At 58.0% G+C, this 18701-nt stretch carries 20 protein-coding genes and 1 pseudogene; 11 read left to right on the top strand and 10 right to left on the bottom strand.

Features of this window, described 5'->3' with window-relative positions; translation table 11 throughout:
* Nucleotides 1–205: 205 nt before the first annotated feature.
* A pseudogene (gene ppk1 / locus JCM12296_RS23485) lies at nucleotides 206–2247 on the bottom strand (polyphosphate kinase 1); the annotation flags it as partial.
* A 337-nt stretch (nucleotides 2248–2584) separates the two neighbouring features.
* Between ppk1 and JCM12296_RS23480 the strand changes: the two are divergent.
* From JCM12296_RS23480 to JCM12296_RS23445, 9 genes are all read left to right on the top strand, one after another.
* Nucleotides 2585–3304 carry a hypothetical protein gene (locus JCM12296_RS23480; RefSeq protein WP_054698600.1) on the top strand — a complete coding sequence of 240 codons (720 nt, stop codon included), beginning with the start codon at nucleotides 2585–2587 and terminating at the stop codon, nucleotides 3302–3304.
* A gap of 349 nt (nucleotides 3305–3653) precedes the next feature.
* The gene (rpsF, locus tag JCM12296_RS23475) at nucleotides 3654–4085 is read left to right on the top strand and encodes a 30S ribosomal protein S6 (protein ID WP_054698598.1); all 432 of its coding nucleotides are present in this window, start codon (nucleotides 3654–3656) and stop codon (nucleotides 4083–4085) included.
* Nucleotides 4086–4088: 3 nt separating this feature from the next.
* On the top strand, nucleotides 4089–4352 hold the full coding sequence (rpsR, locus tag JCM12296_RS23470; RefSeq protein WP_054698596.1) for a 30S ribosomal protein S18: 264 nt from the start codon (nucleotides 4089–4091) through the stop codon (nucleotides 4350–4352).
* A gap of 57 nt (nucleotides 4353–4409) precedes the next feature.
* Entirely contained in the window at nucleotides 4410–5378 is a 969-nt protein-coding gene (locus JCM12296_RS23465; protein ID WP_054698594.1) for a DUF2232 domain-containing protein, read from the top strand.
* A 30-nt stretch (nucleotides 5379–5408) separates the two neighbouring features.
* Nucleotides 5409–5858 carry a 50S ribosomal protein L9 gene (rplI, locus tag JCM12296_RS23460; RefSeq protein WP_054698593.1) on the top strand — a complete coding sequence of 150 codons (450 nt, stop codon included), beginning with the start codon at nucleotides 5409–5411 and terminating at the stop codon, nucleotides 5856–5858.
* Between the two features lie 76 nt (nucleotides 5859–5934).
* Nucleotides 5935–7296: a replicative DNA helicase gene (gene dnaB, locus JCM12296_RS23455; RefSeq protein ID WP_054698592.1), complete on the top strand. Its 1362-nt coding sequence runs from the start codon at nucleotides 5935–5937 to the stop codon at nucleotides 7294–7296.
* Nucleotides 7293–8219 carry an HflX-like GTP-binding protein gene (locus tag JCM12296_RS45465; RefSeq protein WP_246804771.1) on the top strand — a complete coding sequence of 309 codons (927 nt, stop codon included), beginning with the start codon at nucleotides 7293–7295 and terminating at the stop codon, nucleotides 8217–8219. Before dnaB ends, JCM12296_RS45465 begins: the two co-directional genes overlap by 4 nt.
* Nucleotides 8201–8956 carry a GTPase HflX gene (hflX, locus tag JCM12296_RS45460; RefSeq protein WP_246804770.1) on the top strand — a complete coding sequence of 252 codons (756 nt, stop codon included), beginning with the start codon at nucleotides 8201–8203 and terminating at the stop codon, nucleotides 8954–8956. The genes JCM12296_RS45465 and hflX overlap by 19 nt, the downstream gene beginning before the upstream one ends.
* 78 nt (nucleotides 8957–9034) lie before the next feature.
* Nucleotides 9035–9808 (top strand): inositol monophosphatase family protein, encoded by a 774-nt coding sequence (locus JCM12296_RS23445; protein ID WP_054698602.1) that lies wholly within the window; start codon nucleotides 9035–9037, stop codon nucleotides 9806–9808.
* A 369-nt stretch (nucleotides 9809–10177) separates the two neighbouring features.
* On the opposite strand, the gene dnaA is transcribed toward JCM12296_RS23445, so the two are convergent.
* Nucleotides 10178–11518, bottom strand: a complete 1341-nt coding sequence (dnaA, locus tag JCM12296_RS23440; RefSeq protein WP_054698591.1) for a chromosomal replication initiator protein DnaA — start codon at nucleotides 11516–11518, stop codon at nucleotides 10178–10180.
* Between the two features lie 669 nt (nucleotides 11519–12187).
* On the opposite strand from dnaA, the gene JCM12296_RS48065 reads away from it, so the two are divergent.
* Together JCM12296_RS48065 and uvrA are read left to right on the top strand one after the other, a co-directional pair.
* On the top strand, nucleotides 12188–13567 hold the full coding sequence (locus tag JCM12296_RS48065; RefSeq protein WP_281492139.1) for an excinuclease ABC subunit UvrA: 1380 nt from the start codon (nucleotides 12188–12190) through the stop codon (nucleotides 13565–13567).
* Nucleotides 13564–15030: an excinuclease ABC subunit UvrA gene (gene uvrA / locus JCM12296_RS48060; protein WP_281492140.1), complete on the top strand. Its 1467-nt coding sequence runs from the start codon at nucleotides 13564–13566 to the stop codon at nucleotides 15028–15030. Before JCM12296_RS48065 ends, uvrA begins: the two co-directional genes overlap by 4 nt.
* Before the next feature lie 55 nt (nucleotides 15031–15085).
* On the opposite strand, the gene atpE is transcribed toward uvrA, so the two are convergent.
* The 8 genes from atpE to JCM12296_RS48055 form a co-directional block, all read right to left on the bottom strand.
* Nucleotides 15086–15364: an ATP synthase F0 subunit C gene (gene atpE, locus JCM12296_RS23430; RefSeq protein ID WP_054698590.1), complete on the bottom strand. Its 279-nt coding sequence runs from the start codon at nucleotides 15362–15364 to the stop codon at nucleotides 15086–15088.
* Between the two features lie 134 nt (nucleotides 15365–15498).
* Nucleotides 15499–16188: a F0F1 ATP synthase subunit A gene (gene atpB / locus JCM12296_RS23425; RefSeq protein ID WP_054698589.1), complete on the bottom strand. Its 690-nt coding sequence runs from the start codon at nucleotides 16186–16188 to the stop codon at nucleotides 15499–15501.
* Between the two features lie 2 nt (nucleotides 16189–16190).
* On the bottom strand, nucleotides 16191–16577 hold the full coding sequence (locus tag JCM12296_RS23420) for an ATP synthase subunit I (protein ID WP_054698588.1): 387 nt from the start codon (nucleotides 16575–16577) through the stop codon (nucleotides 16191–16193).
* A 27-nt stretch (nucleotides 16578–16604) separates the two neighbouring features.
* Nucleotides 16605–16823, bottom strand: coding sequence for an AtpZ/AtpI family protein (locus JCM12296_RS23415; RefSeq protein ID WP_054698587.1), 219 nt, complete (start codon nucleotides 16821–16823; stop codon nucleotides 16605–16607).
* Between the two features lie 92 nt (nucleotides 16824–16915).
* Nucleotides 16916–17203 (bottom strand): hypothetical protein, encoded by a 288-nt coding sequence (locus tag JCM12296_RS45455; RefSeq protein WP_054698586.1) that lies wholly within the window; start codon nucleotides 17201–17203, stop codon nucleotides 16916–16918.
* Nucleotides 17197–17736, bottom strand: coding sequence for a ferredoxin reductase domain-containing protein (locus JCM12296_RS23405; RefSeq protein ID WP_157067838.1), 540 nt, complete (start codon nucleotides 17734–17736; stop codon nucleotides 17197–17199). The genes JCM12296_RS45455 and JCM12296_RS23405 overlap by 7 nt, the downstream gene beginning before the upstream one ends.
* Before the next feature lie 13 nt (nucleotides 17737–17749).
* Nucleotides 17750–18451: a purine nucleoside phosphorylase YfiH/LACC1 family protein gene (locus JCM12296_RS23400; RefSeq protein WP_054698582.1), complete on the bottom strand. Its 702-nt coding sequence runs from the start codon at nucleotides 18449–18451 to the stop codon at nucleotides 17750–17752.
* Nucleotides 18448–18573, bottom strand: a complete 126-nt coding sequence (locus JCM12296_RS48055) for a hypothetical protein (protein ID WP_281492137.1) — start codon at nucleotides 18571–18573, stop codon at nucleotides 18448–18450. Before JCM12296_RS48055 ends, JCM12296_RS23400 begins: the two co-directional genes overlap by 4 nt.
* Between the last annotated feature and the right edge of the window lie 128 nt (nucleotides 18574–18701).

Below are 18701 nucleotides of genomic sequence, written 5' to 3'. Positions count from 1 at the left end.
CTCAGCAGCAGGTCCGGCCGCAGCCCGCGAGCCTTGAATCGCGCGCCCATGTCGGCCACGGCGCGTTTGCCGCGTTTGTTCAGGGGGCGCTGGTGATCCTTGAGGCGCGGATCCTTCCAGCTGGATTTGGCGTGGCGCATGAGATAAAGGGTTTTCATTGGCATGCCCCATGGCCGGTCACTTGCACCGCCGACCGCGAAGTTGATCATTCCACCTTACTGAGCTTGGCCTTGCGTTTCTTCTTGCCGTGGCCGCTCTCAGCCAGGGCCGATCCCCGACCGGACAGGCTGGGATTGGTCATGAAGAACTGATGGGCATTGAACGGCTCCGGCGCGGTTTCGCAGCGCCGGTAGCTGCCGTCCGGTTGCAGCAGCCAGCTCTGTTCGTTATCGCGCAGGTTGGCCACCATAATCTGGTCCAGCACCTGCCGGTGCACCGTGGGATTCTCGATGGGCACCATGGCCTCGATGCGGCGGTCGATATTGCGTGGCATCCAGTCGGCCGAGGAGATGAACACCTTGGCCTTGCGCGAGGGCAGTTCATTACCATTGCCAAAACAGGCGATACGCGAATGCTCGAGAAACCGGCCGACGATGGATTTGACCTCAATGTTCTCGCTCAGGCCCGGGACGCCGGGCCGCAGGGTGCAAATCCCCCGGGCGACGATCTTGATCTTCACCCCCACGCGCGAGGCCGCGTAAAGGGCGTCGATCACCTCGGCGTCGACCAGCGAATTGACCTTGACCCAGATGCCGGCCGGCCGGCCGGCCTTGGCATGCTCGATCTCGTTGTTGATCTGCTTGAGCAAAAAGGCCCGCAGGCTGAGCGGTGAAATCACCACCTTTCTGAGATGCATCGGTTTGGCGTAGCCGGTCATGTAGTTGAAAATCTGCAACACGTCTTCGCAGATCACCGGATCGCAGGTGAAAAAGGAAAGGTCGGTATAAATCTTGGCCGTCACAGGGTGATAGTTGCCCGTGCCCAGGTGGGCGTAGGAGCGCAGCTTGCCGCCCTCGCGCCGCACCACCAGGGAAAGCTTGGCGTGGGTCTTGTATTCGATGAAACCGAAGACCACCTGGGCGCCGCTGCGCTCCAGCTTGCGGGCGATACCGATGTTGGCCTCCTCGTCGAAACGGGCCTTGAGTTCCACCATGGCGGTGACGCTCTTGCCGGCCTCGGCCGCCTCCACCAGGGCCTGCACGATGGGCGAATCCGCGCTGGTGCGGTAGAGGGTCTGGCGGATGGCCACGACGTTTTATCCTGACTGGCCTGCCTGAGAAATTGGACGACCACGTCGAAGCTTTCATAAGGGTGGTGCACCAGAATATCCTTGGCCTGGATGGCCGCCAGGCAGTCACCGGCGAAATCACGGATGCGCTGGGGAAAACGCGCCTGGTAGGAATGGAACAAGAGATCGGGTCGATCGTCGATGACCAGCTCGGCAATGTCGGAAAGCCCGATCATGCCGTGGAAACAGAAAACATCCTGCTTGGCGATATCCAGCTGGGCCTGGATGAAATAGAGCAGATCGTCGGAAATGTTGTCATCCACGGTCAGGCGCACCACACTGCCCCGGCGACGGCGCTTGAGGGCGGTTTCGAAGGTGCGCACCAGATCCTCGGCCTCCTCGTCGATCTCCATCTCGCTGTCGCGGATCACCCGGAAGGTGCCGCTGGAGACCATCCGGAAAGAGGGGAACAGCAAATCGAGGAACATGAGCACGACCTTCTCCAGGGCAATGAAGCGGATCGTCTTGCCCGGCAGGCGGATAAACCGCTCCAGCTGGGCCGGCAGAATCACCAGTGCGACCATGTTCTCATTTTCCCCGTCGCCGGCCAGCTCGAGTACCAACCCGAACCCGAGGTTGGAAATGAAGGGAAACGGATGGGCCGGGTCCACGGCGATGGGGCTGAGAATCGGGAACATGTTCTGCCGGAAAAGGGTTGCCAGCCAGGTCCGGTCGGCATCGCTAAGCGCCTCCGGCTGGACCAGATGAAGCCCTTGCTTTTCCATCTCGGCCAAAAGGTATTCCAGACAGCGGTGCTGATCGGCAGCCAGTTCGTTGACCTTGGCAGCGATGGCCCTGAGCTGTTGGACCGGGGTCATGCGGTCGGGGTTGACGCCCCGCACCCGCGAGGCCACCTGGCCCTTCAGACCGGCGACCCGGACCATGTAGAATTCATCCAGGTTGCTGGCGGAAATGGAGAGGAAACGCAGCCGCTCGAGGAGCGGATGGGCCGGGTTCATGGCCTCCTCGTACACCCGCCGGTTGAATTCCAGCCAGGAGAGCTCACGGTTGAGGAAGCGCCCGGGCTTGTCCTCGCCCACCTCGGCGTCCAGGTCAAGATCCGGGCCAAGATCCGTCCATGGATCGCTAATGGGTTGTGTGGATTCCGTCATTTGATCCCTGTCTGTGATGCTCATTTCCTGCAAATGCCGGCAAGCCGACAAGCGACGTCTCATTTGGATCCTTTCCAAACACCAGCCAACCTGAAATAGATGGAAAATGTTAGAAAATTGTTAGGGTGCAAACAAATTGAACGCAAGGCTTCAACAGCCGATGGGAATATGATACCGCTCGTCCATGAACACAAACCCATCCAAACCCTTTTTCGCCCGCGAATCGGTCTGGATGGCCCTTATCCTGATCCTTCTGGGGTTGCGGGTCGCCCAGGCCGCCCTGCCCAATGCGGAAGAAGTGTATCACTACCGTGAAGTCACCGGCAAGTCCGTTAAAACGGCAGAGTGGCGGCTGCGGAAGGCCGAAGGGTTCACCCTCACCTATACATCGCCCACCCAACGCCACGTCACCACCACGGGACCGGATTATGCCACCCGGCGCTGGACCGTGACGGCCGACAGCGGCCAAACCGACTTCACGGCCGAGCGGATCGGCCGGACGATTCACCTGCACGGCCGGTTCAAGGGGCAGGCCGTGGACAAGGACCTCGCCATCGACGATGCCCCCTGGTATCAGGCCACCTCCCTCTCCCTGCGGGGGTTTATCGCTTCAGATGACCGCACGCGGGTTTTCTGGACCATCCGCTACGGGACCCTCAGCGTTCACAAAATCAAGGCCATTAAACAAGGAACCGAACCGGTGGACCCGCCCGACGGCCGACATGCCCGGATGCACATCCGGCTGACCCTGACCGGCCTGCTGGCCCCCTTTTGGAAAAGCGACTACTGGTTCAGCCTGCCGGATGGTATTTTCCAGACCTTCAGGGGGCCCAGCGGTCCGCCGGGCGCACCGATGACGACCATCTGCCGTTTGGGCGACCAGGAAAATGGGTGCCTGTACTAAAATCGATATCCAGGGCAATCGCATATCAGTGTCTCTACCGATCTTTACTCTTGAACTCCGGAGGCGCTGAATGTCAAATGGTGGCATTCTGTCTATTTTAAAACGATTTTATCCTTCATTTGACATTTGGATGTTGGCATTTGGCATTGAATGATCCCATACATTTGGTTTCTGATCACAACAACAAAGATGAAATCCAAATGCGGTTGCTATGGAATGCTTTCACTGAGTGCTTGACAGTTTTTTTCCGTTGATGCTATTTAGGTTGATTTTTGGGCAGCACGCTATGGGGTGCTGCCTTTCCTTGCTCCGGCCGCGAGCCGGGGCTGACAAGCCAAAAGGAGGTTTTATGAGGCGGTACGAAACGATCGTTATTCTTGATCCAGACCTTTCGAAGGAGGCCGAAGCCCCCTTCTTCGAACGGGTGAACGACCTGATTCCGCAGTACACGGGTTTTCTGATCGAAACCGATGACTGGGGAACCAAGAAACTGGCTTATGACATCAAGAAAAAAAATCGGGGTCACTATGTCAGGTTCGATTTTTGCGGTGATGGTGCCTTGATTCAGGAGATGGAGCGTTTCTTCAGGATCGACGACAAGGTCATGAAGTTCATGACCGTTCTCCTCGCAGAGGACGCCGATCTGGACGCGATCAAGGCGGACTTGGCTGAAAAAGAGGCGAAAGCGGATCAAGCCACGGAAACGGAAAGTGAAGCCGACGCGTCCGACGAATCGAATGAAGAAAATAACGAATCCATCGAAGACAAGGAGGAGGAGTAAGCCATGGCCGTCGCAAAACCCCGCCCGAAAAGAAAAAGAAGAAGAGTTTTCCACCGCCGCAAAGTCTGTCGGTTCTGTGCGGATCAAAGTTTGGTAATCGATTACAAGGACCCCAAAACCCTGAAATATTTTATCACCGAACGGGGAAAAATTATTCCGCGGAGGATTTCCGGCACCTGTGCCAAGCACCAGCGCGCACTGACCCACGCCATCAAACGGGCGCGGACCATCGCCCTGCTGCCGTACGTCGGCACGTTTGACCTGTAGTCGTTCGAAGAAGGGTCTTTCCAGCGGGACAAAAATGCCTTTTTAAGGAGAAACCAGATGGCAGGATCGCCATTTCAACGTGGAGTATCGAAAGATATCGCTACCGGCGTGATGGCGACGCTTGTTATTTTCTCCGCATCGGTCTTCATGCCGGTGATCGGTTTTGTGTTCTCCATTTTCATTCCCCTGCCCGTTCTTTTCTACCGAACAAAACTGGGCAGGCGCCACGGCATGATTGTTCCGCTGCTGACCATCGCGATCATCGGGCTGGTCGTTGGCAGCGCCACCCTGGACATCATCTTTTTTTCCGGCCTCATGCTGCTCGGATTTTCCCTGAGTGAGCTGTTCGAAAAACCGCTCTCCGTCGAGATGACGATCGTGGCGGCCTGCGGCGTTGTCCTGGGGACCGGTCTGGGGGCCATGCTGATTTATAGTGTCGTCAAAGGAACCGGGATCATCAGCCTGGTTTCCACCTATGTGGGCACCAACCTGGAACTGTCACTCAAACTGTATCAGGAGGTCGGCATTCCCCAGGAAACCATCGACACCATTGCGGGGTCCCTCGATCGGATTCAGTACGTCCTGGTACGGCTTTTACCGTCCATGGTAGCCGCATCGACGCTCTTCGTGGCCTGGACCAATCTGATCGCCGCCCGCCCGCTTCTGGAACATCGCGGCCTGGCCGTCCCGGATTTTGGTCGGCTCAACCACTGGCGGCGCCGACATGCTGATTTGGGGCGTCATCGGCAGCGGCGTGATCATTCTGCTGCCGGTGTCCGGCCTGCGGCTGGTCGGTGTCAACGGGCTCTTGATCATGCTGACCATCTATTTTATCCAGGGGATCGCCATCGTCTCCTTCTTCTTCGAGAAAAAGGGGCTTCCACGCCCCTGCGGGTGTTTATTTACACGATGATCGCGCTGCAGCAGATTTTTTTATTGGTGGTCATCTGCATCGGAATTTTTGATATGTGGATCAACTTTCGAAAGATTGGCCCTGACAAGCGTGAACCAGACCTGCCCGCCTGATGCGGGACAGGCCTTTTTTGGAGGATATGTATGAAAGTCATTTTAAAGGAAACCATCAGTTCGTTAGGCATCATCGGCAGCGAAGTCAACGTGGCGGACGGCTATGCCCGCAACTACCTGCTGCCCCAGGGCAAGGCGGTTCCGGCCACGCCCCAGCAGCGCAAGCTGCTGGAGCAGGAAAAAGCCAAATTCGAACTGCAGATTGCCAAGGAGAAAGAGTTTGCCCAGGAGATGGCCGACCGTCTGGCAGCCGTCTCGGTAACCATCGCATCCAAGGTCCATGAAGCGGACAAGCTCTACGGCTCCATTGCGATCCGTGACATCATCGACGCACTCAAGAAGCAGGACGTCGAGGTGGAAAAACGCATGGTCCTTTTGACCGAACCCATCAAGACCATCGGAACCTTCAAGGTGCCCATCCGGGTCTACCAGGGCATCAAGCCGGAAATCACGGTGGAAGTGGTTCCCGAGGAAGCCTGATCGCCGTCCATGACCGGGAACCCCATTGCCCAGCCGGACCGGGGTTCCCGTAATTTTATAACAAAGTTGAAACGTTATGTCCGACAGCCCGCCATCGCCCGTCAAAGATCCCGCCCTGCACAAACTGCCGCCCCAAAGCATTGACGCGGAAGAGTCGATCATCAGCGCCATCCTGATCGACAACAACACCTTGATCGACATCCTCGAAATCCTGTCCGCCGACGACTTTTACAAAACCGCGCACCAGATCATCTTTACCGCCGTCGAGACGCTGTATGCCAAAAGAGAACCGGTGGATCTGGTCACCCTGAGCAACCAGCTCAGGGAAAACGGCGAATTGGATAAAATTGGGGGCGCCGCCTATCTGGCCCGCCTGGTGGATACCATCCCCATGGCGGTTAACGCCCATCACTACGCCCGGATCATCCACGAGAAAGCAATCCTACGGCGGTTGATCGAGCGCGCCAATACCATTTCCCTACGCTGCTTCCAGGACCGCGGGGATGTGGACGGCGTGATCGAGTTTGCCCAGAGCGCCATCTTCGAGTTGTCCGAAGGCAAAACCAAACAAGCCTTCGCCCCCATCAGCAAGATCATTGAAACCAACATCGATCAACTCGAGGAGCGCCAGGGAAACCGGGCCTTGGTGACCGGCATCACCACGGGTTTCGGCAAGCTGGACAGCCTGACATCCGGTCTGCAGAACTCCGACCTGATCATTCTCGCCGCCCGCCCCGCCATGGGGAAGACGGCCTTTGCGCTCAACATCGCCCGCAATGCGGCCATCGATGGCGGCGTCCCGGTGGCGGTCTTCTCCCTGGAAATGTCCAAGGAACAGCTCTCCATGCGCATGCTCTGCGCCGAGGCGCGTGTCGACTCGTCACGCATCCGCAGCGGTTTTCTCAACCCGGAGGACTGGAAACGAATCACCGGAGCCGCCGGACGGCTCACCGATGCACCCATTTTCATCGACGACGCCCCGGACATCTCCGCCACGTCCATTCGCACCAAGTCCATGCGCCTGAAAATGGACAAGGGGCTGGGCCTGATCATCATCGATTATCTTCAACTCATGCGCGGCAATGCCAATACCGAACGGCGCGACCTGGAAATCTCCGAGATTTCGCGCTCGCTCAAGATCCTGGCCAAGGAGCTGAACATTCCTGTCATCGCCCTTTCGCAGCTCAACCGTAAACTCGAGGAACGCAGCGACAAACGCCCCCAGCTGTCCGATCTCAGGGAGTCCGGGGCCCTGGAGCAGGACGCCGACCTGGTGGCGTTCATCTATCGGGACGAAGTTTACAACCGCGATGAGAACAACCCCCATCGCGGAACCGCCGAAATCATCCTCGCCAAGCAGCGCAACGGTCCCACGGGCGTGGCCACGCTGGCCTTTTTGGGATCGTACACCCGCTTTGAAAATCTGGCCGTTGAATGAAAGAGATTTTCGGTAACCTGTTGGGACTCAAATCCAGCCAGATCAAACGGCTGGAAAACCTGGGCCGGCGGCGCGTCCCGCCCCAGGCCATCGTCTCCCCGGAACTCGGCCGCGACCTGTGCGCCCTCTCCGCCGAAACCGGCCGTCAGATCGGCCTTCTGGTGGAACGTAGCGGTAAGATCGCCCAGGTGCTGGTCGGAGAGGGAGACCGCATCCTGATTCCCGATCTGCACGAGTATCGCCTGGCCCCGGATCGGCTGCGGGGGCTGCGCTGTGTGCATACCCACCTGGATGAGACCGCCCTGACCCAGGACGACCTGACCGATCTGGCCCTATTGCGCCTCGACCTGATGGCCGTGATCACCATGCGGGCAGACGGCTCGCCGGTGCTGATCCACTTCGCCCATATTCTGCCCGGTGCCGATGAACGCGCGCCCTACCAGGTCATGCCACCGGTGCCGCTGTTCCGTCCGGAAATCGACTGCCTCGGCCTGATCCAGGCCCTCGAGGCGGAGCTGGCCCGCAAAAAATTCGACGTGAGCGAGGCGCCCGGCACCGAACGCGCGCTCCTGGTCAGTGTCTTCACCGGAGGACGCAAGGAGGCCGTCGCGTCCCTTGACGAACTCCAGGAGCTGGCCCACACGGCCAGCATCAGCACCATCGACACGGTCCTGCAGCAACGCCGGAAAGCCGACCCCCGTTTCCTCATGGGCAGCGGCAAGCTGGATGAGCTTGCCATCCTGGCGCTTCATCGGGGTGCCAGCCTGATCATTTTCGACCAGGAGCTCAACCCGTCCCAGATCCGCTCCATCGCCGATCGCACGGAGATCAAAGTCATCGACCGGACCCAGTTGATCCTCGATATCTTCTCCCAGCGGCCAAAAGCCGGGAAGGCAAGCTGCAGGTGGAGCTGGCCCAGCTGAAATACATTCTGCCGCGACTGGTCACCAAGGACACGGCCATGTCCCGATTGACCGGTGGCATCGGCGGCCGCGGCCCGGGTGAGACCCGTCTGGAGATCAACCGCAGGCGGGCCCGGGAGCGCATCCGGCGCCTGGAACAGGCGCTGACCACGGTTCAGAAAAACCGCGACCAACAACGGCGACAACGCAGTCGCAAGGCCATTCCGATCATCTCCATCATCGGTTACACCAATGCCGGCAAGTCGACCCTGCTCAACCAGTTGACCCAAAGCCGGGTGTTCGCCGAGGACAAGCTCTTCGCCACCCTCGACCCATCCAGCCGCAGGCTGCGGTTCCCTCGGGATATCGAGGTGATCATCACCGACACGGTCGGCTTTATCCGCGATCTGCCCAAGGAACTCATGGCGGCGTTCAAGGCCACCTTGGAAGAGCTGGAGAATGCCGACCTGTTCGTGCATGTCATCGACATCAGCAATCCCCGCCACGCGGAACAAATTCGATCCGTGGAAACCATTCTGGCCGAACTCAACCTCAATACGATTCCCATCGTCCGGGTACTGAACAAGATCGACCGGGTCGATCCGGACCGCCGCGATCACCTGATCCAACGCCTGGGCGGAATCGCCATCAGCGCCCTGGATCGTCCTTCCCTGAAGCCGCTCTCCGAACACCTCCAGGCAGCTGTCGAACATCTTCTTCCGGCCCATCGCGACAGTACCCGAAAACAATTATATTAATTTGATTTCAGGTGGTTACACAGAAAAGCGACAATTCGGTTGACAGAACCTTCCAATTCTTTGTAAATGTTTCTTCTTATGGACATGGAACGTATCAAACAAATCGGAACGGCGGCCGCCTTCAACGGTGGCAAGATCCTCAAGGACCATTTCGGCAGACTGCACGCGGTGCACAAAAAAGGTGCCATCGATCTGGTCACCGAAGCGGATATCCGTTCCGAAGCGGCCATTATCGAGACGCTGAGCCGTGCATTTCCCGAGCATGCCATCCTGGCCGAAGAGAGCGGCCGGCGCGACGGCAACGGCGGTTGCTGGATCATCGATCCCCTTGACGGGACGACCAATTTCGCCCACAACCTGCCCCAGTTTTGCGTTTCCATCGCGTTTGCCGTGGATGACGACATTCAGGCCGGATTTGTCCTGGCGCCCCTTTTGGGCGAATTCTTCGTGGCCGTCAAAGGATCCGGTGCCGAACTGAACGGTTCGCCCATTTCCGTTTCAACCACCGCGACACTTGCCGATAGTCTTCTGGTCACCGGTTTTCCATACGATCACGCCACCATCTTCACACCGCTGATGGATCGTTTCGGGCGTTGCCTCAAGGCCACCCAGGGGGTCCGTCGCCTGGGGTCGGCGGCGTTGGATCTGTGTTATGTGGCCTGCGGCCGGTTCGACGGTTTTTGGGAGCAGCATCTCAAGCCCTGGGATACGGCCGCCGGTTTTCTGATCGCCAGCGAGGCCGGTGCCAGGACCAGCGTCTTTTCTGGCGCGCCTTACGCCATCGACAGGGATGAAATTCTCAGCACCAATGGCGCCATTCATGATGAACTTATCAAGCTACTGGAACAATAGGATTTGCCAATGACATCGGAGCAAGCAACCGAATCTTCAATGGATCGATATTTGGGCTGTTTTGGCAGGTATCGCAGAACCGACCCCATTTGCCGGAGACGCTGCGCCCTGAATCTACGCTGCATTATCGAGCAGGAACAAAATGAACGCTTCGAGATTTTAGAGGAGTTGGTATCGGCCAGCGGGGCTATGATGAAAGTCAATTAGCGGGCTGTTTGAAAAGTCCATATAAACCCCGCTAACAAGGTGAAAAAGTGCCCCAGCGCCTGATGGGTAGACATTCCTTCCTCCAGGGCACTTTCCCGAATGAACCTGATGTCGACGTCTTTTCTTCCTCAAAGCTGAAATCCGCCCCACCACCTCTGTCCTTCAGGCATCGCCCTTTTCCAATCGTTGGGAGAGAAATTCGACATGCTTCTGGCACGGTCCGTTCGCCTTGACTTCCTTTTCCACGGTCTTGAGGGCATGCAACGCCGTGGCGTGGTAACGGTTGAAGCTTTTACTGATCGCCTGCAGGGAATGGTCGGTATACCGCCGGCAAAGATACATGGCCACCTGTCGTGGCCGCACAATCGCCTGCCGTCGTGAACGGGAGATGAGGTCCGCCATCGAGACATCGTAGTACTTACAGACCAAGCGTTTGATGGAATCGAGGGTAATCTTCTCGCGATTGGTGACGATGTTGGTGGCCACATCGCGAGCCAGCTCAAGATCGATCGCCGATCCGAGCAGGGACGCGCGCGCCATCACGCCGATCAGCCCGCTTTTCAGTTGCCGCACGTCTTCGGTCAACTCGGAGGCCAGATACTCGAGCACAACGCCGGGCACCGCACATGCGCCGGTCTTAGCAGCTTGTTTGAGAATACGCAGCCGAACCCGGTAATCCGGCGTGCCGATTTTGGAAATCAGACCACAAGTAAAGCGCGATTTGAGCTTGTCATGCAGCTTGGGGATCTCGGAAGGCAAATAGCAACTGGAGTAAATGATCTTTTTGTTGGCGTTCATCAGTGACTCCAGGGTGTTGGACAACTCCTCCTGGGTACCGTTTTTCCCGCTGAGAAAATGGACATCCTCGAGCAACAACACATCGCAGTTATGGCGGTACTTCTCCTTGAACGCGTGAATGTTGTTACAACGGTAGGCGCTGGTCATCTCATTCATGAAATCTTCGGCGGTGATGTAGTAGACCCGCTCCTCGGGGAAGGACTTCAGGATGTGATGCCCCACGGCCTGGGACAGATGGCTCTTGCCCAAGCCGGTCTTCGAATGCAGGAACAGGGCATTCTGGTTTCCCAGATTTCGGGCCGCCAGGGCGAGGGCGGCGGAATAGGCGAAATCGCTGTTCTTGCCCACAACGAACTGATCAAAGGTGTAATCCTGCCGGAGCAGCTGTCCCCCATTGGCCGGTATGTCCATCGCTGGCAATTTCATCTGCGGATCCGGCGAAGGTGCCAGGCCGTCTTCCTCCTGGGCCGGCCCTACCACCAGGTTTAGCGTGAGGGGCCTGCCGGCGGCATCGCCAAGCGCCGCTTCAATCAACTCGCCATAATTGTCGGCGATGCGTTTTTTCGAAAAGGAATTGGGGCAGCTCAAAATGACCACCTCACCGCAATCTTCCCGGAATTCGATCGGATCGATCCACATCCGAAAGCTATGGCCGGGAATCTTGTCCTTGAGAACGGATTTTACGGTTGTCCAGATTTGTTTCATTTAAAAAATAAACTTCCCTTAGCGACATATAAAAGAAATCGCACCATTGTTTGGTTCAGCAAACGGTTGGCTTGAATTATGCTATTCTGGGCTAATTATCCGAGGTTTTCAGAAAGGTTTCCGCGAGAGAGCGCGACTGAGGAGATCATTACAAAACAGGCCGACGGGAGTCAATCGCGAAGAAGGCAGGTTAACCAGATTCCTAACACAATGTTTACAAAAGTTTATTTTTTTATTAATCTTAGACAGTTATCAATCCACCGGACAACAACTGCTTCGAAATACAGGGGTTTTTGGTGCCGGTTTCTTTCCATAAGCATTCTAAGCATATCGGGAGTTATCAACAAAGTATCGACAAATCCGAAATCTCCGTTTTTCGCCACATTATTCATTTTTTCTACGTTTTCCGTTTTTATCGGCATCGTTTTCGGTAACCCCGGTGACGTCTGGAAATTTCAGGTACTTTGTTCAACACGAAAACGCCAACGAAGGTGGCCAGGGCAACCCCATTTAAAAGGTCCCCCCGTCAACATCTAATAGGTTCCCCGTCAACGAACCGTCACCGGCCGATGTCCATCGGGCCGAAAAGAAATTTACAAATCCCCAAGGCCCGGATATATAATCCGCCGGTAGGTTGGCGCGTCGCCGACCGTTGATATTCTAAATCCGATGAACGCATTAGACAGCATCATCATCGAAGGCGCCCGGCAGCATAATCTGAAAGACATCCGTCTGCGTCTTCCCCGCAACCAACTGGTGGTCATTACCGGTTTGTCCGGCTCCGGAAAATCGACCCTGGCCTTCGATACCCTTTACGCCGAAGGCCAGCGCCGTTATGTGGAGTCACTGTCGACCTATGCACGCCAGTTTTTGGAACGGCTGCAGAAACCCGACGTCGATCTGATCGAGGGTCTGTCGCCGGCCATTGCCATCGAACAGAAAACCGCCAGCCACAACCCCCGTTCCACGGTGGGGACGGTAACCGAAATCTACGATTTCATCCGCCTTTTGTATGCGCGTACAGGTATCGCGCACTGCTACCAATGCGATCGACCGATTCTCTCCCAAACCATCGATGAAATGGTTGACACGGTGATGCAACGGCCGGAGGGCGCTCGGTTCATGGTACTCGCCCCGTTGCGGGCGGACCCGCAGGCTGGCTTTAAAGGACTTCTCAAGCGGCTGCGCAAGGAGGGGTTTGCGCGGATCCGCGTGGACGGCAAGATCCACGATCTGGAATCCCTTGGCGATGGCGCAGCGCTGACCACCACCACGCTGGATGTCGTGATCGACCGCCTGGTTCTGAATGCCTCCGTCCGCAATCGTCTGGCCGATTCCATGGAACTGGCCATCGGCCGCTCCGGCGGACAGGTGGAGGTGGTCTTTGTGGGCAAAAGCATGGAGACCGTGGTCGAAACCCTGCGGTTCAGCGAAAACGCGGTCTGTACCCACTGCGGAATCGGCTACCCGGAGTTGTCGCCGGCAAGCTTCTCGTTCAACTCGCCCCACGGAGCCTGTCCCCATTGCGACGGGCTGGGGATGGTCCGGGAATTTTCTCCGTCGCGCATCGTTCCCAATCCCGAGCTTTCCCTGCGCGAAGGGGCCGTGGCGGTCTGGTCCCAGCGTCACTCCGTGGCCTTCAGCGAGTTCCTGGAGGACCTGACCGCCTTCTATGGCGTGGACATCTATACCCCTTACCAGGATCTTCCCGGCCGCTTCAAGACCGTGCTCATGCACGGTTCCGGCAAACAGCGCATTCCTTTTACGACCGCCGGCAAGAACCGCGTCCTGAAAACGCCCAAACCCTTCGAGGGGATTCTGGCCCAGCTGTCACGCCAATATGCGCAAACCCCGTCAAGCGCCGAAAAAAACGCGCTCGGGGCCTACATGGCCGAAACCGCCTGTCCCCTATGCCACGGCTCGCGGTTGCGGCGGGAAAGCCGGCATATCAAGGTCGAGGACCTCTCCATCGACCAGTTGACCCATCGTTCCATCAGCGCGCTGCTGGATTTTTTCAGGGGGCATGCACCGCGGGAAAACGTCGCCTGATCGCCGAGAAGATCGTCAAGGAGATCGTTGTCCGCCTGGCCTTCCTGAAGGATGTGGGGCTGGCCTACCTGACCCTGGATCGCCCCGCCCACACCCTCTCCGGCGGAGAGAGCCAGCGGATCCGTCTGGCGACCCAGATCGGCGCCAAGCTGACCGGGGTGCTCTATGTGCTGGACGAACCGAGCATCGGCCTGCACCAACGCGATAATGAACGCCTTTTGGCCACCTTGACGCGGATGCGCGACATGGGCAACTCGGTGCTGGTGGTGGAACATGACGAGGAGACCATTCTGGCCGCCGATCATGTGGTCGACATGGGGCCCGGTGCCGGCATGGCGGGCGGCCACGTGGTTTTTCAGGGCACACCGGCACAACTGCTGGAAGATGAGAATTCCCTGACCGGCAAGTATCTTTCCGGACGATTGCAAATCCCTTTCGCAGCGCGGCGCCGGCCAGCCCATCGGGGTGAAATCCGCATTTGCGGCGCCCGTCAGAACAATCTGAAGAATATCGAGGTCGCCTTCCCCCTGGGCGTGTTCACCTGCGTCACCGGGGTTTCCGGATCGGGGAAGTCCACCCTGGTGATCGAGACCCTGTACCGGGCCGCGCTGCGGCGGGTCCAGCAGCTTTCGTTGTCCGCCGGCGAGGTCGAATCCATCAGCGGGCTGGAAGGTATCAATAAGGTCATCGACATCGATCAGTCACCCATCGGCAAGACGCCACGCTCCAATCCCGCCACCTATACGGGTTTGTTCGCGCCCGTGCGGGAGCTGTTCAGCCGTACGCCGGAGGCACGCATGCGCGGCTACAAGCCCGGCCGCTTCAGCTTCAACATGCGCGGCGGCCGTTGCGAAGCCTGCGAGGGGGACGGCATCGTCCGGATCGAGATGCATTTTCTGCCCGACGTTTATGTCCCCTGCGACATCTGCAAGGGCGAACGCTACAACCGCGAGACCCTGGAGATCCGCTACAAGGGCAGAAACATTGCCCAGGTGCTGGCCATGACCGTCGATCAATGCCTGGAAATGTTCCAGAACGTCGCGGCGATCCGCACCAAACTGCAGACCCTGGCCCAGGTGGGGTTGGGCTACGTTCCCATCGGCCAGCCCGCCACGACCCTTTCCGGCGGAGAGGCCCAGCGGATCAAGCTGGCCCGCGAGCTGAGCCGACGCAGTACCGGAAGCACCCTGTACATTCTCGACGAGCCAACCACCGGCCTGCATCCCGACGATATCCGCAAGCTGCTCGGTGTGCTCGGCCAGCTCGTGGACGCCGGCAATACGGTGGTGGTGATCGAGCACAACCTGGATGTCATCAAGACCGCCGATCATATCATCGATCTCGGCCCCGAAGGCGGGGATGCGGGGGGGGTCGTGGTTGCCACCGGCACCCCCGAAGCCATCTGCCAGTCAGCCGAATCCCACACCGGTCGCTATCTGCGCAAGGTCTTGCGAAAAGGATAAAAAAAGGCCCCTGCCAGAGCAGGGGCCTTTTTTTAAAAACTAAGGACGGAAAAAATCAATGTCCGCCGAGCAGTCCGGCAATGGCTGCCGCCTGGGGATGCGCGTAGATCAGAATCAGCGACACGACGAGCGCGTAAATACAAAGAGACTCGATCATGGCCAGACCGATCAGCATGGTCACGGTGACTTTACCGGAAGATTCGGGATTGCGAGCGATGCCCTCAACGGCGGCCTTGAGGCCCATGCCCTGTCCGAGGCCACAACCGAAAGCGGCGATTGAGATACCAAACCCAGCGGCGGTCACACATGCGATAAAAAACTGTAATGCTTCCATATTCTCCACGTCCTCCTTTAAAAGATTGATTGTTAGGGCTTCTTCCAGTTACCCCAATTCGATTGAACGTTGCCAATTCCTGCGAGAACGATTTCCCGCCCACGAAATCAGCCGGTTAAACAGTGTCGGATTGATCAGTGAGCATGCTCCATGGCGCCGGAGAAGTAGATGATCGACAGCAGGAAGAAAACGAATCCCTGCACGAAGGCCACGAAGATACCCAGGGCCATGATCGGCAGCGGTGCGAAGAAGGCACCGGCCAGGCCGAAGAGGATTGCCAGTACGATTTCATGTCCCATCATGTTTCCGAAGAGACGGAAAGAGAGGGAGAGAATACGTGCCAGATGGCCGATAATCTCGATGATGAAAATCAACGGTGACATCCACCAGACCGGTCCCAAGAAGTGCTTAATGTACTTGGCGCCATGATATTTGATACCAATGACATGGGTGAAGACCACGACAACGATAGCGACGGATGCGGTGGTGTTGAGATTGGCGGTGGGTGGATAGAATCCGGGGATGATCCCGATCAGGTTGCCGATAAAGACGTATAGGAAGACCGTGGCCGCCAACGGGAACAGCCAGCGGGCTTCTTCACCGGCCGTTTCCACCATGAATTCTTCGATGCCGGAAACGATTATTTCCCAAAGGTTCTGGTTTTTAGCCGGTATCAGGGAGATGGTTTTGGTGGCCATGGCACCGGCAATGATCAGGATCGCCATGAGCACCCAGGAGTAGACCACATGGGTATATGTATGGGCGAAATGTCCCAGGCCGATCGCTTCAAACAGCTTGACGAAAAATAGATAGGGATGCTCCATCCTTAGACCGCCTCCTTGAAAATTAGTTTTTTTAGCTCGACCATGGTTGCCAGGACGATACTGACCACCACCACGGAAAGACCGATGAACAGACCAATGGGATTGACCACCTGTTGGCGGATAAGCAAAAAAATGATCACACCGCTGATGATAAAGCGGATGTAGTACTTGACGAGCACCACATTGGGGGATGCCAGCTGCGTGGGGCGGAAGGCTTTTCTCAGGGTTCTGGCTAAGAGATGGAAGTTGATCGTAACAATCAGACCGCCGAAAATCAGACCACGGGCAAAAGAGGGTGACGTCGCCACAAGGCCCAACAGCGTGATGGAAGCCAACAAAACCCAATTGGACCGCGTGACGAATGTGAGTAAGCGCTGCTGAATGTTCACGATAACCGTTTCTTTACAGCCGTCGGGTCACAGTTTCCGGCTCTTTTTGATCGCCAGGCCGATGTTACGGTATCCGGCGGCGATGCCGAGCCCCAAAAAGACAAGCATCAGCCATGGTGCGGTGCCAAAACGCTTGTCCAGATACACCCCGATCCCCAATCCGATAAAAATGGAGAGTGACACGGAAAAACCCAGGCTCGAATAAAAGGCCAGTTCCCGCATCCAGATTCTTGTTTCTTTTTTCATGGGAGTCGACCTTTTTCCGATGAAAGCGAGCCATCGGGAAAGGTCTTGATCGGAATGGTTGCCTCTACCATAGCTCTTTTTTCAAGTCAATCTTAAAGTGTTACGCCATTTCGCCCATCACCAGACCAACTGGCGGGCGTCGAAAACCGGTCCATCCATGCAGACATGCCGGTAGCCCGTATCATCACCGCGAATCCGCACGGCACACCCCAGGCAGGCACCCATGCCGCAAGCATCATGGCCTCGATGGAGACCTGGCAGTCAATATCGCGGGCCATGGCAATGGCCGCCACCGCCTTGAGCATGGCCGGCGGGCCGCAGGCACAGATCAGATCCGCCGTTCCGGCGTCCAGCGCCTTTTCCAGGCTGTGGGTCACCACCCGGGGTTGCCCTGACTGCCGTCATCGGTGGAGATGTCCAAGAGGAAACCGGGCAGATCGAACTCGCTGATGCAGACCAGATCGTCGCGGGTGCGACCGCCGATGAAAACCACGCAGCGATCGAGCCCCCCCTCCCGTTCCAGCAGGGACTGGGCCAGAAAGCGGATGGGCGGGACCCCGACCCCGCCGGCCACCAGGATCAATTGGCGGCAGGTATCGGGAACAAGGAAGGCGTTGCCCAACGGCCCGATCACCGAAAGACGCTCACCCTTGCGACAGCCGGCCAGTTTCTCGGTCCCCTGCCCCACCACCTTGAAGAGGATTTCGATGCCGCTGACCCGGCCTTCCTCGCGGATCAGTCCCAACAGCGAAAAGGGGCGGCGCAGCAGCGGCTGGTTGTCCGACCCCACGCGAACCATGACGAACTGTCCGGGTTGGGCGTGATCGAACCCGCCGCTTATCGCCAATCCGAGACGATAGTAGCCCTTGGCCGCCATCCGGTTCCACAGCACGGTGGTCTCTTGAATCATCATGGGTTTCATTTCCTCATGGCCCGACGCAATCCCCCGACCCGACGCGCGCCCCCGCCGTTCCGGGCGTGTCCAGGCCGACAAGGGTAGCGAAACGGCCCGTTCGCCGCGCGGCGCGATAGGAGAAAAACAGATGCGGATTACAGCGCGTGCAGACCTGGGCCGCATGCACATGGGCCGCGCAAAGGCCGGCCGCAATCAGCTGGTGGCGACTGATGCGCCAGAAATCAAAATGGTGCCTTCCCATGCGAAACGGCCACAACGCTTCGGGAATCTCCGAGCGATAATTGACGAACTCGGCGCAGCACGGCCCCAGGGAGGGACCGATGGCCGCCAGCATGCGGTCAGGGTCGCAGCCGAATGCCGCCACCATCTGCCGCACCGTCCGCCCGATGATGTTGGCCACGCTGCCCCGCCAGCCATTGTGAACATTGGCCACCACGCGCTTTTGCGGGTCGACCAGGATCACTGCCTGGCAGTCGGCGGTCTGGATCAACAGCCGCACGCCGGGCACATCGCTAATCAAGGCATCGGCGGTCTGCGGCATCGTCTGAATGGGAGCGGCCGGGTCTCCCAGGATTTCCCGGGTGACCACCGTCATGGCGGTGCCATGGTTCTGCCGGCTGTAGACATGAATCCCGCCGACCAAGCGCTGCAACGCCGCGCGGTTGGCATTCACCCCATCCGGATCATCCCCGACCCCCGAACTCAGGTTCATGCCGTCGAAAGGCGGCGGCTGACGCCACCCAGCCGGCTCACCACGGCGTGGGTCAATCCCGGCACCCGTTTCAGGGGCGGAAATTCAAAGAGGTAATTATGTGCTTTTTTCAGTAATCGCAAGAAAAGGGTTCCACCGCAAGCGTTGGGGCCCGGCCTTGCGCCACAATGCCGGACCGACAGCTACATGGCCCTGGCCAGAGTGAGCAGGTCGACCCGCGCCGCGCCGTCTTGCAACAGCGCCCGGGCGC

The organism is Desulfosarcina cetonica JCM 12296 (genome assembly GCF_001311845.1).
Classification (GTDB): Bacteria; Desulfobacterota; Desulfobacteria; order Desulfobacterales; family Desulfosarcinaceae; genus Desulfosarcina; species Desulfosarcina cetonica.
This window is presented reverse-complemented; position numbering and strand designations above follow the sequence as displayed.

Excerpts from the sequence above, each read along its gene's own strand:
- atpB (WP_054698589.1), bottom strand. The coding sequence starts at position 16,188 with ATGGAGCATCCCTATCTATTTTTCGTCAAGCTGTTTGAAGCGATCGGC.
- dnaA (WP_054698591.1), bottom strand. The coding sequence starts at position 11,518 with ATGAAACAAATCTGGACAACCGTAAAATCCGTTCTCAAGGACAAGATT.
- dnaB (WP_054698592.1), top strand. The coding sequence starts at position 5,935 with ATGTCCGACAGCCCGCCATCGCCCGTCAAAGATCCCGCCCTGCACAAA.
- rpsR (WP_054698596.1), top strand. The coding sequence starts at position 4,089 with ATGGCCGTCGCAAAACCCCGCCCGAAAAGAAAAAGAAGAAGAGTTTTC.
- JCM12296_RS23465 (WP_054698594.1), top strand. The coding sequence starts at position 4,410 with ATGGCAGGATCGCCATTTCAACGTGGAGTATCGAAAGATATCGCTACC.
- JCM12296_RS45465 (WP_246804771.1), top strand. The coding sequence starts at position 7,293 with ATGAAAGAGATTTTCGGTAACCTGTTGGGACTCAAATCCAGCCAGATC.
- JCM12296_RS23400 (WP_054698582.1), bottom strand. The coding sequence starts at position 18,451 with ATGAACCTGAGTTCGGGGGTCGGGGATGATCCGGATGGGGTGAATGCC.
- rplI (WP_054698593.1), top strand. The coding sequence starts at position 5,409 with ATGAAAGTCATTTTAAAGGAAACCATCAGTTCGTTAGGCATCATCGGC.
- JCM12296_RS23445 (WP_054698602.1), top strand. The coding sequence starts at position 9,035 with ATGGACATGGAACGTATCAAACAAATCGGAACGGCGGCCGCCTTCAAC.
- JCM12296_RS23480 (WP_054698600.1), top strand. The coding sequence starts at position 2,585 with ATGAACACAAACCCATCCAAACCCTTTTTCGCCCGCGAATCGGTCTGG.
- atpE (WP_054698590.1), bottom strand. The coding sequence starts at position 15,364 with ATGGAAGCATTACAGTTTTTTATCGCATGTGTGACCGCCGCTGGGTTT.
- JCM12296_RS23415 (WP_054698587.1), bottom strand. The coding sequence starts at position 16,823 with ATGAAAAAAGAAACAAGAATCTGGATGCGGGAACTGGCCTTTTATTCG.
- JCM12296_RS48065 (WP_281492139.1), top strand. The coding sequence starts at position 12,188 with ATGAACGCATTAGACAGCATCATCATCGAAGGCGCCCGGCAGCATAAT.
- JCM12296_RS23405 (WP_157067838.1), bottom strand. The coding sequence starts at position 17,736 with ATGATGATTCAAGAGACCACCGTGCTGTGGAACCGGATGGCGGCCAAG.
- rpsF (WP_054698598.1), top strand. The coding sequence starts at position 3,654 with ATGAGGCGGTACGAAACGATCGTTATTCTTGATCCAGACCTTTCGAAG.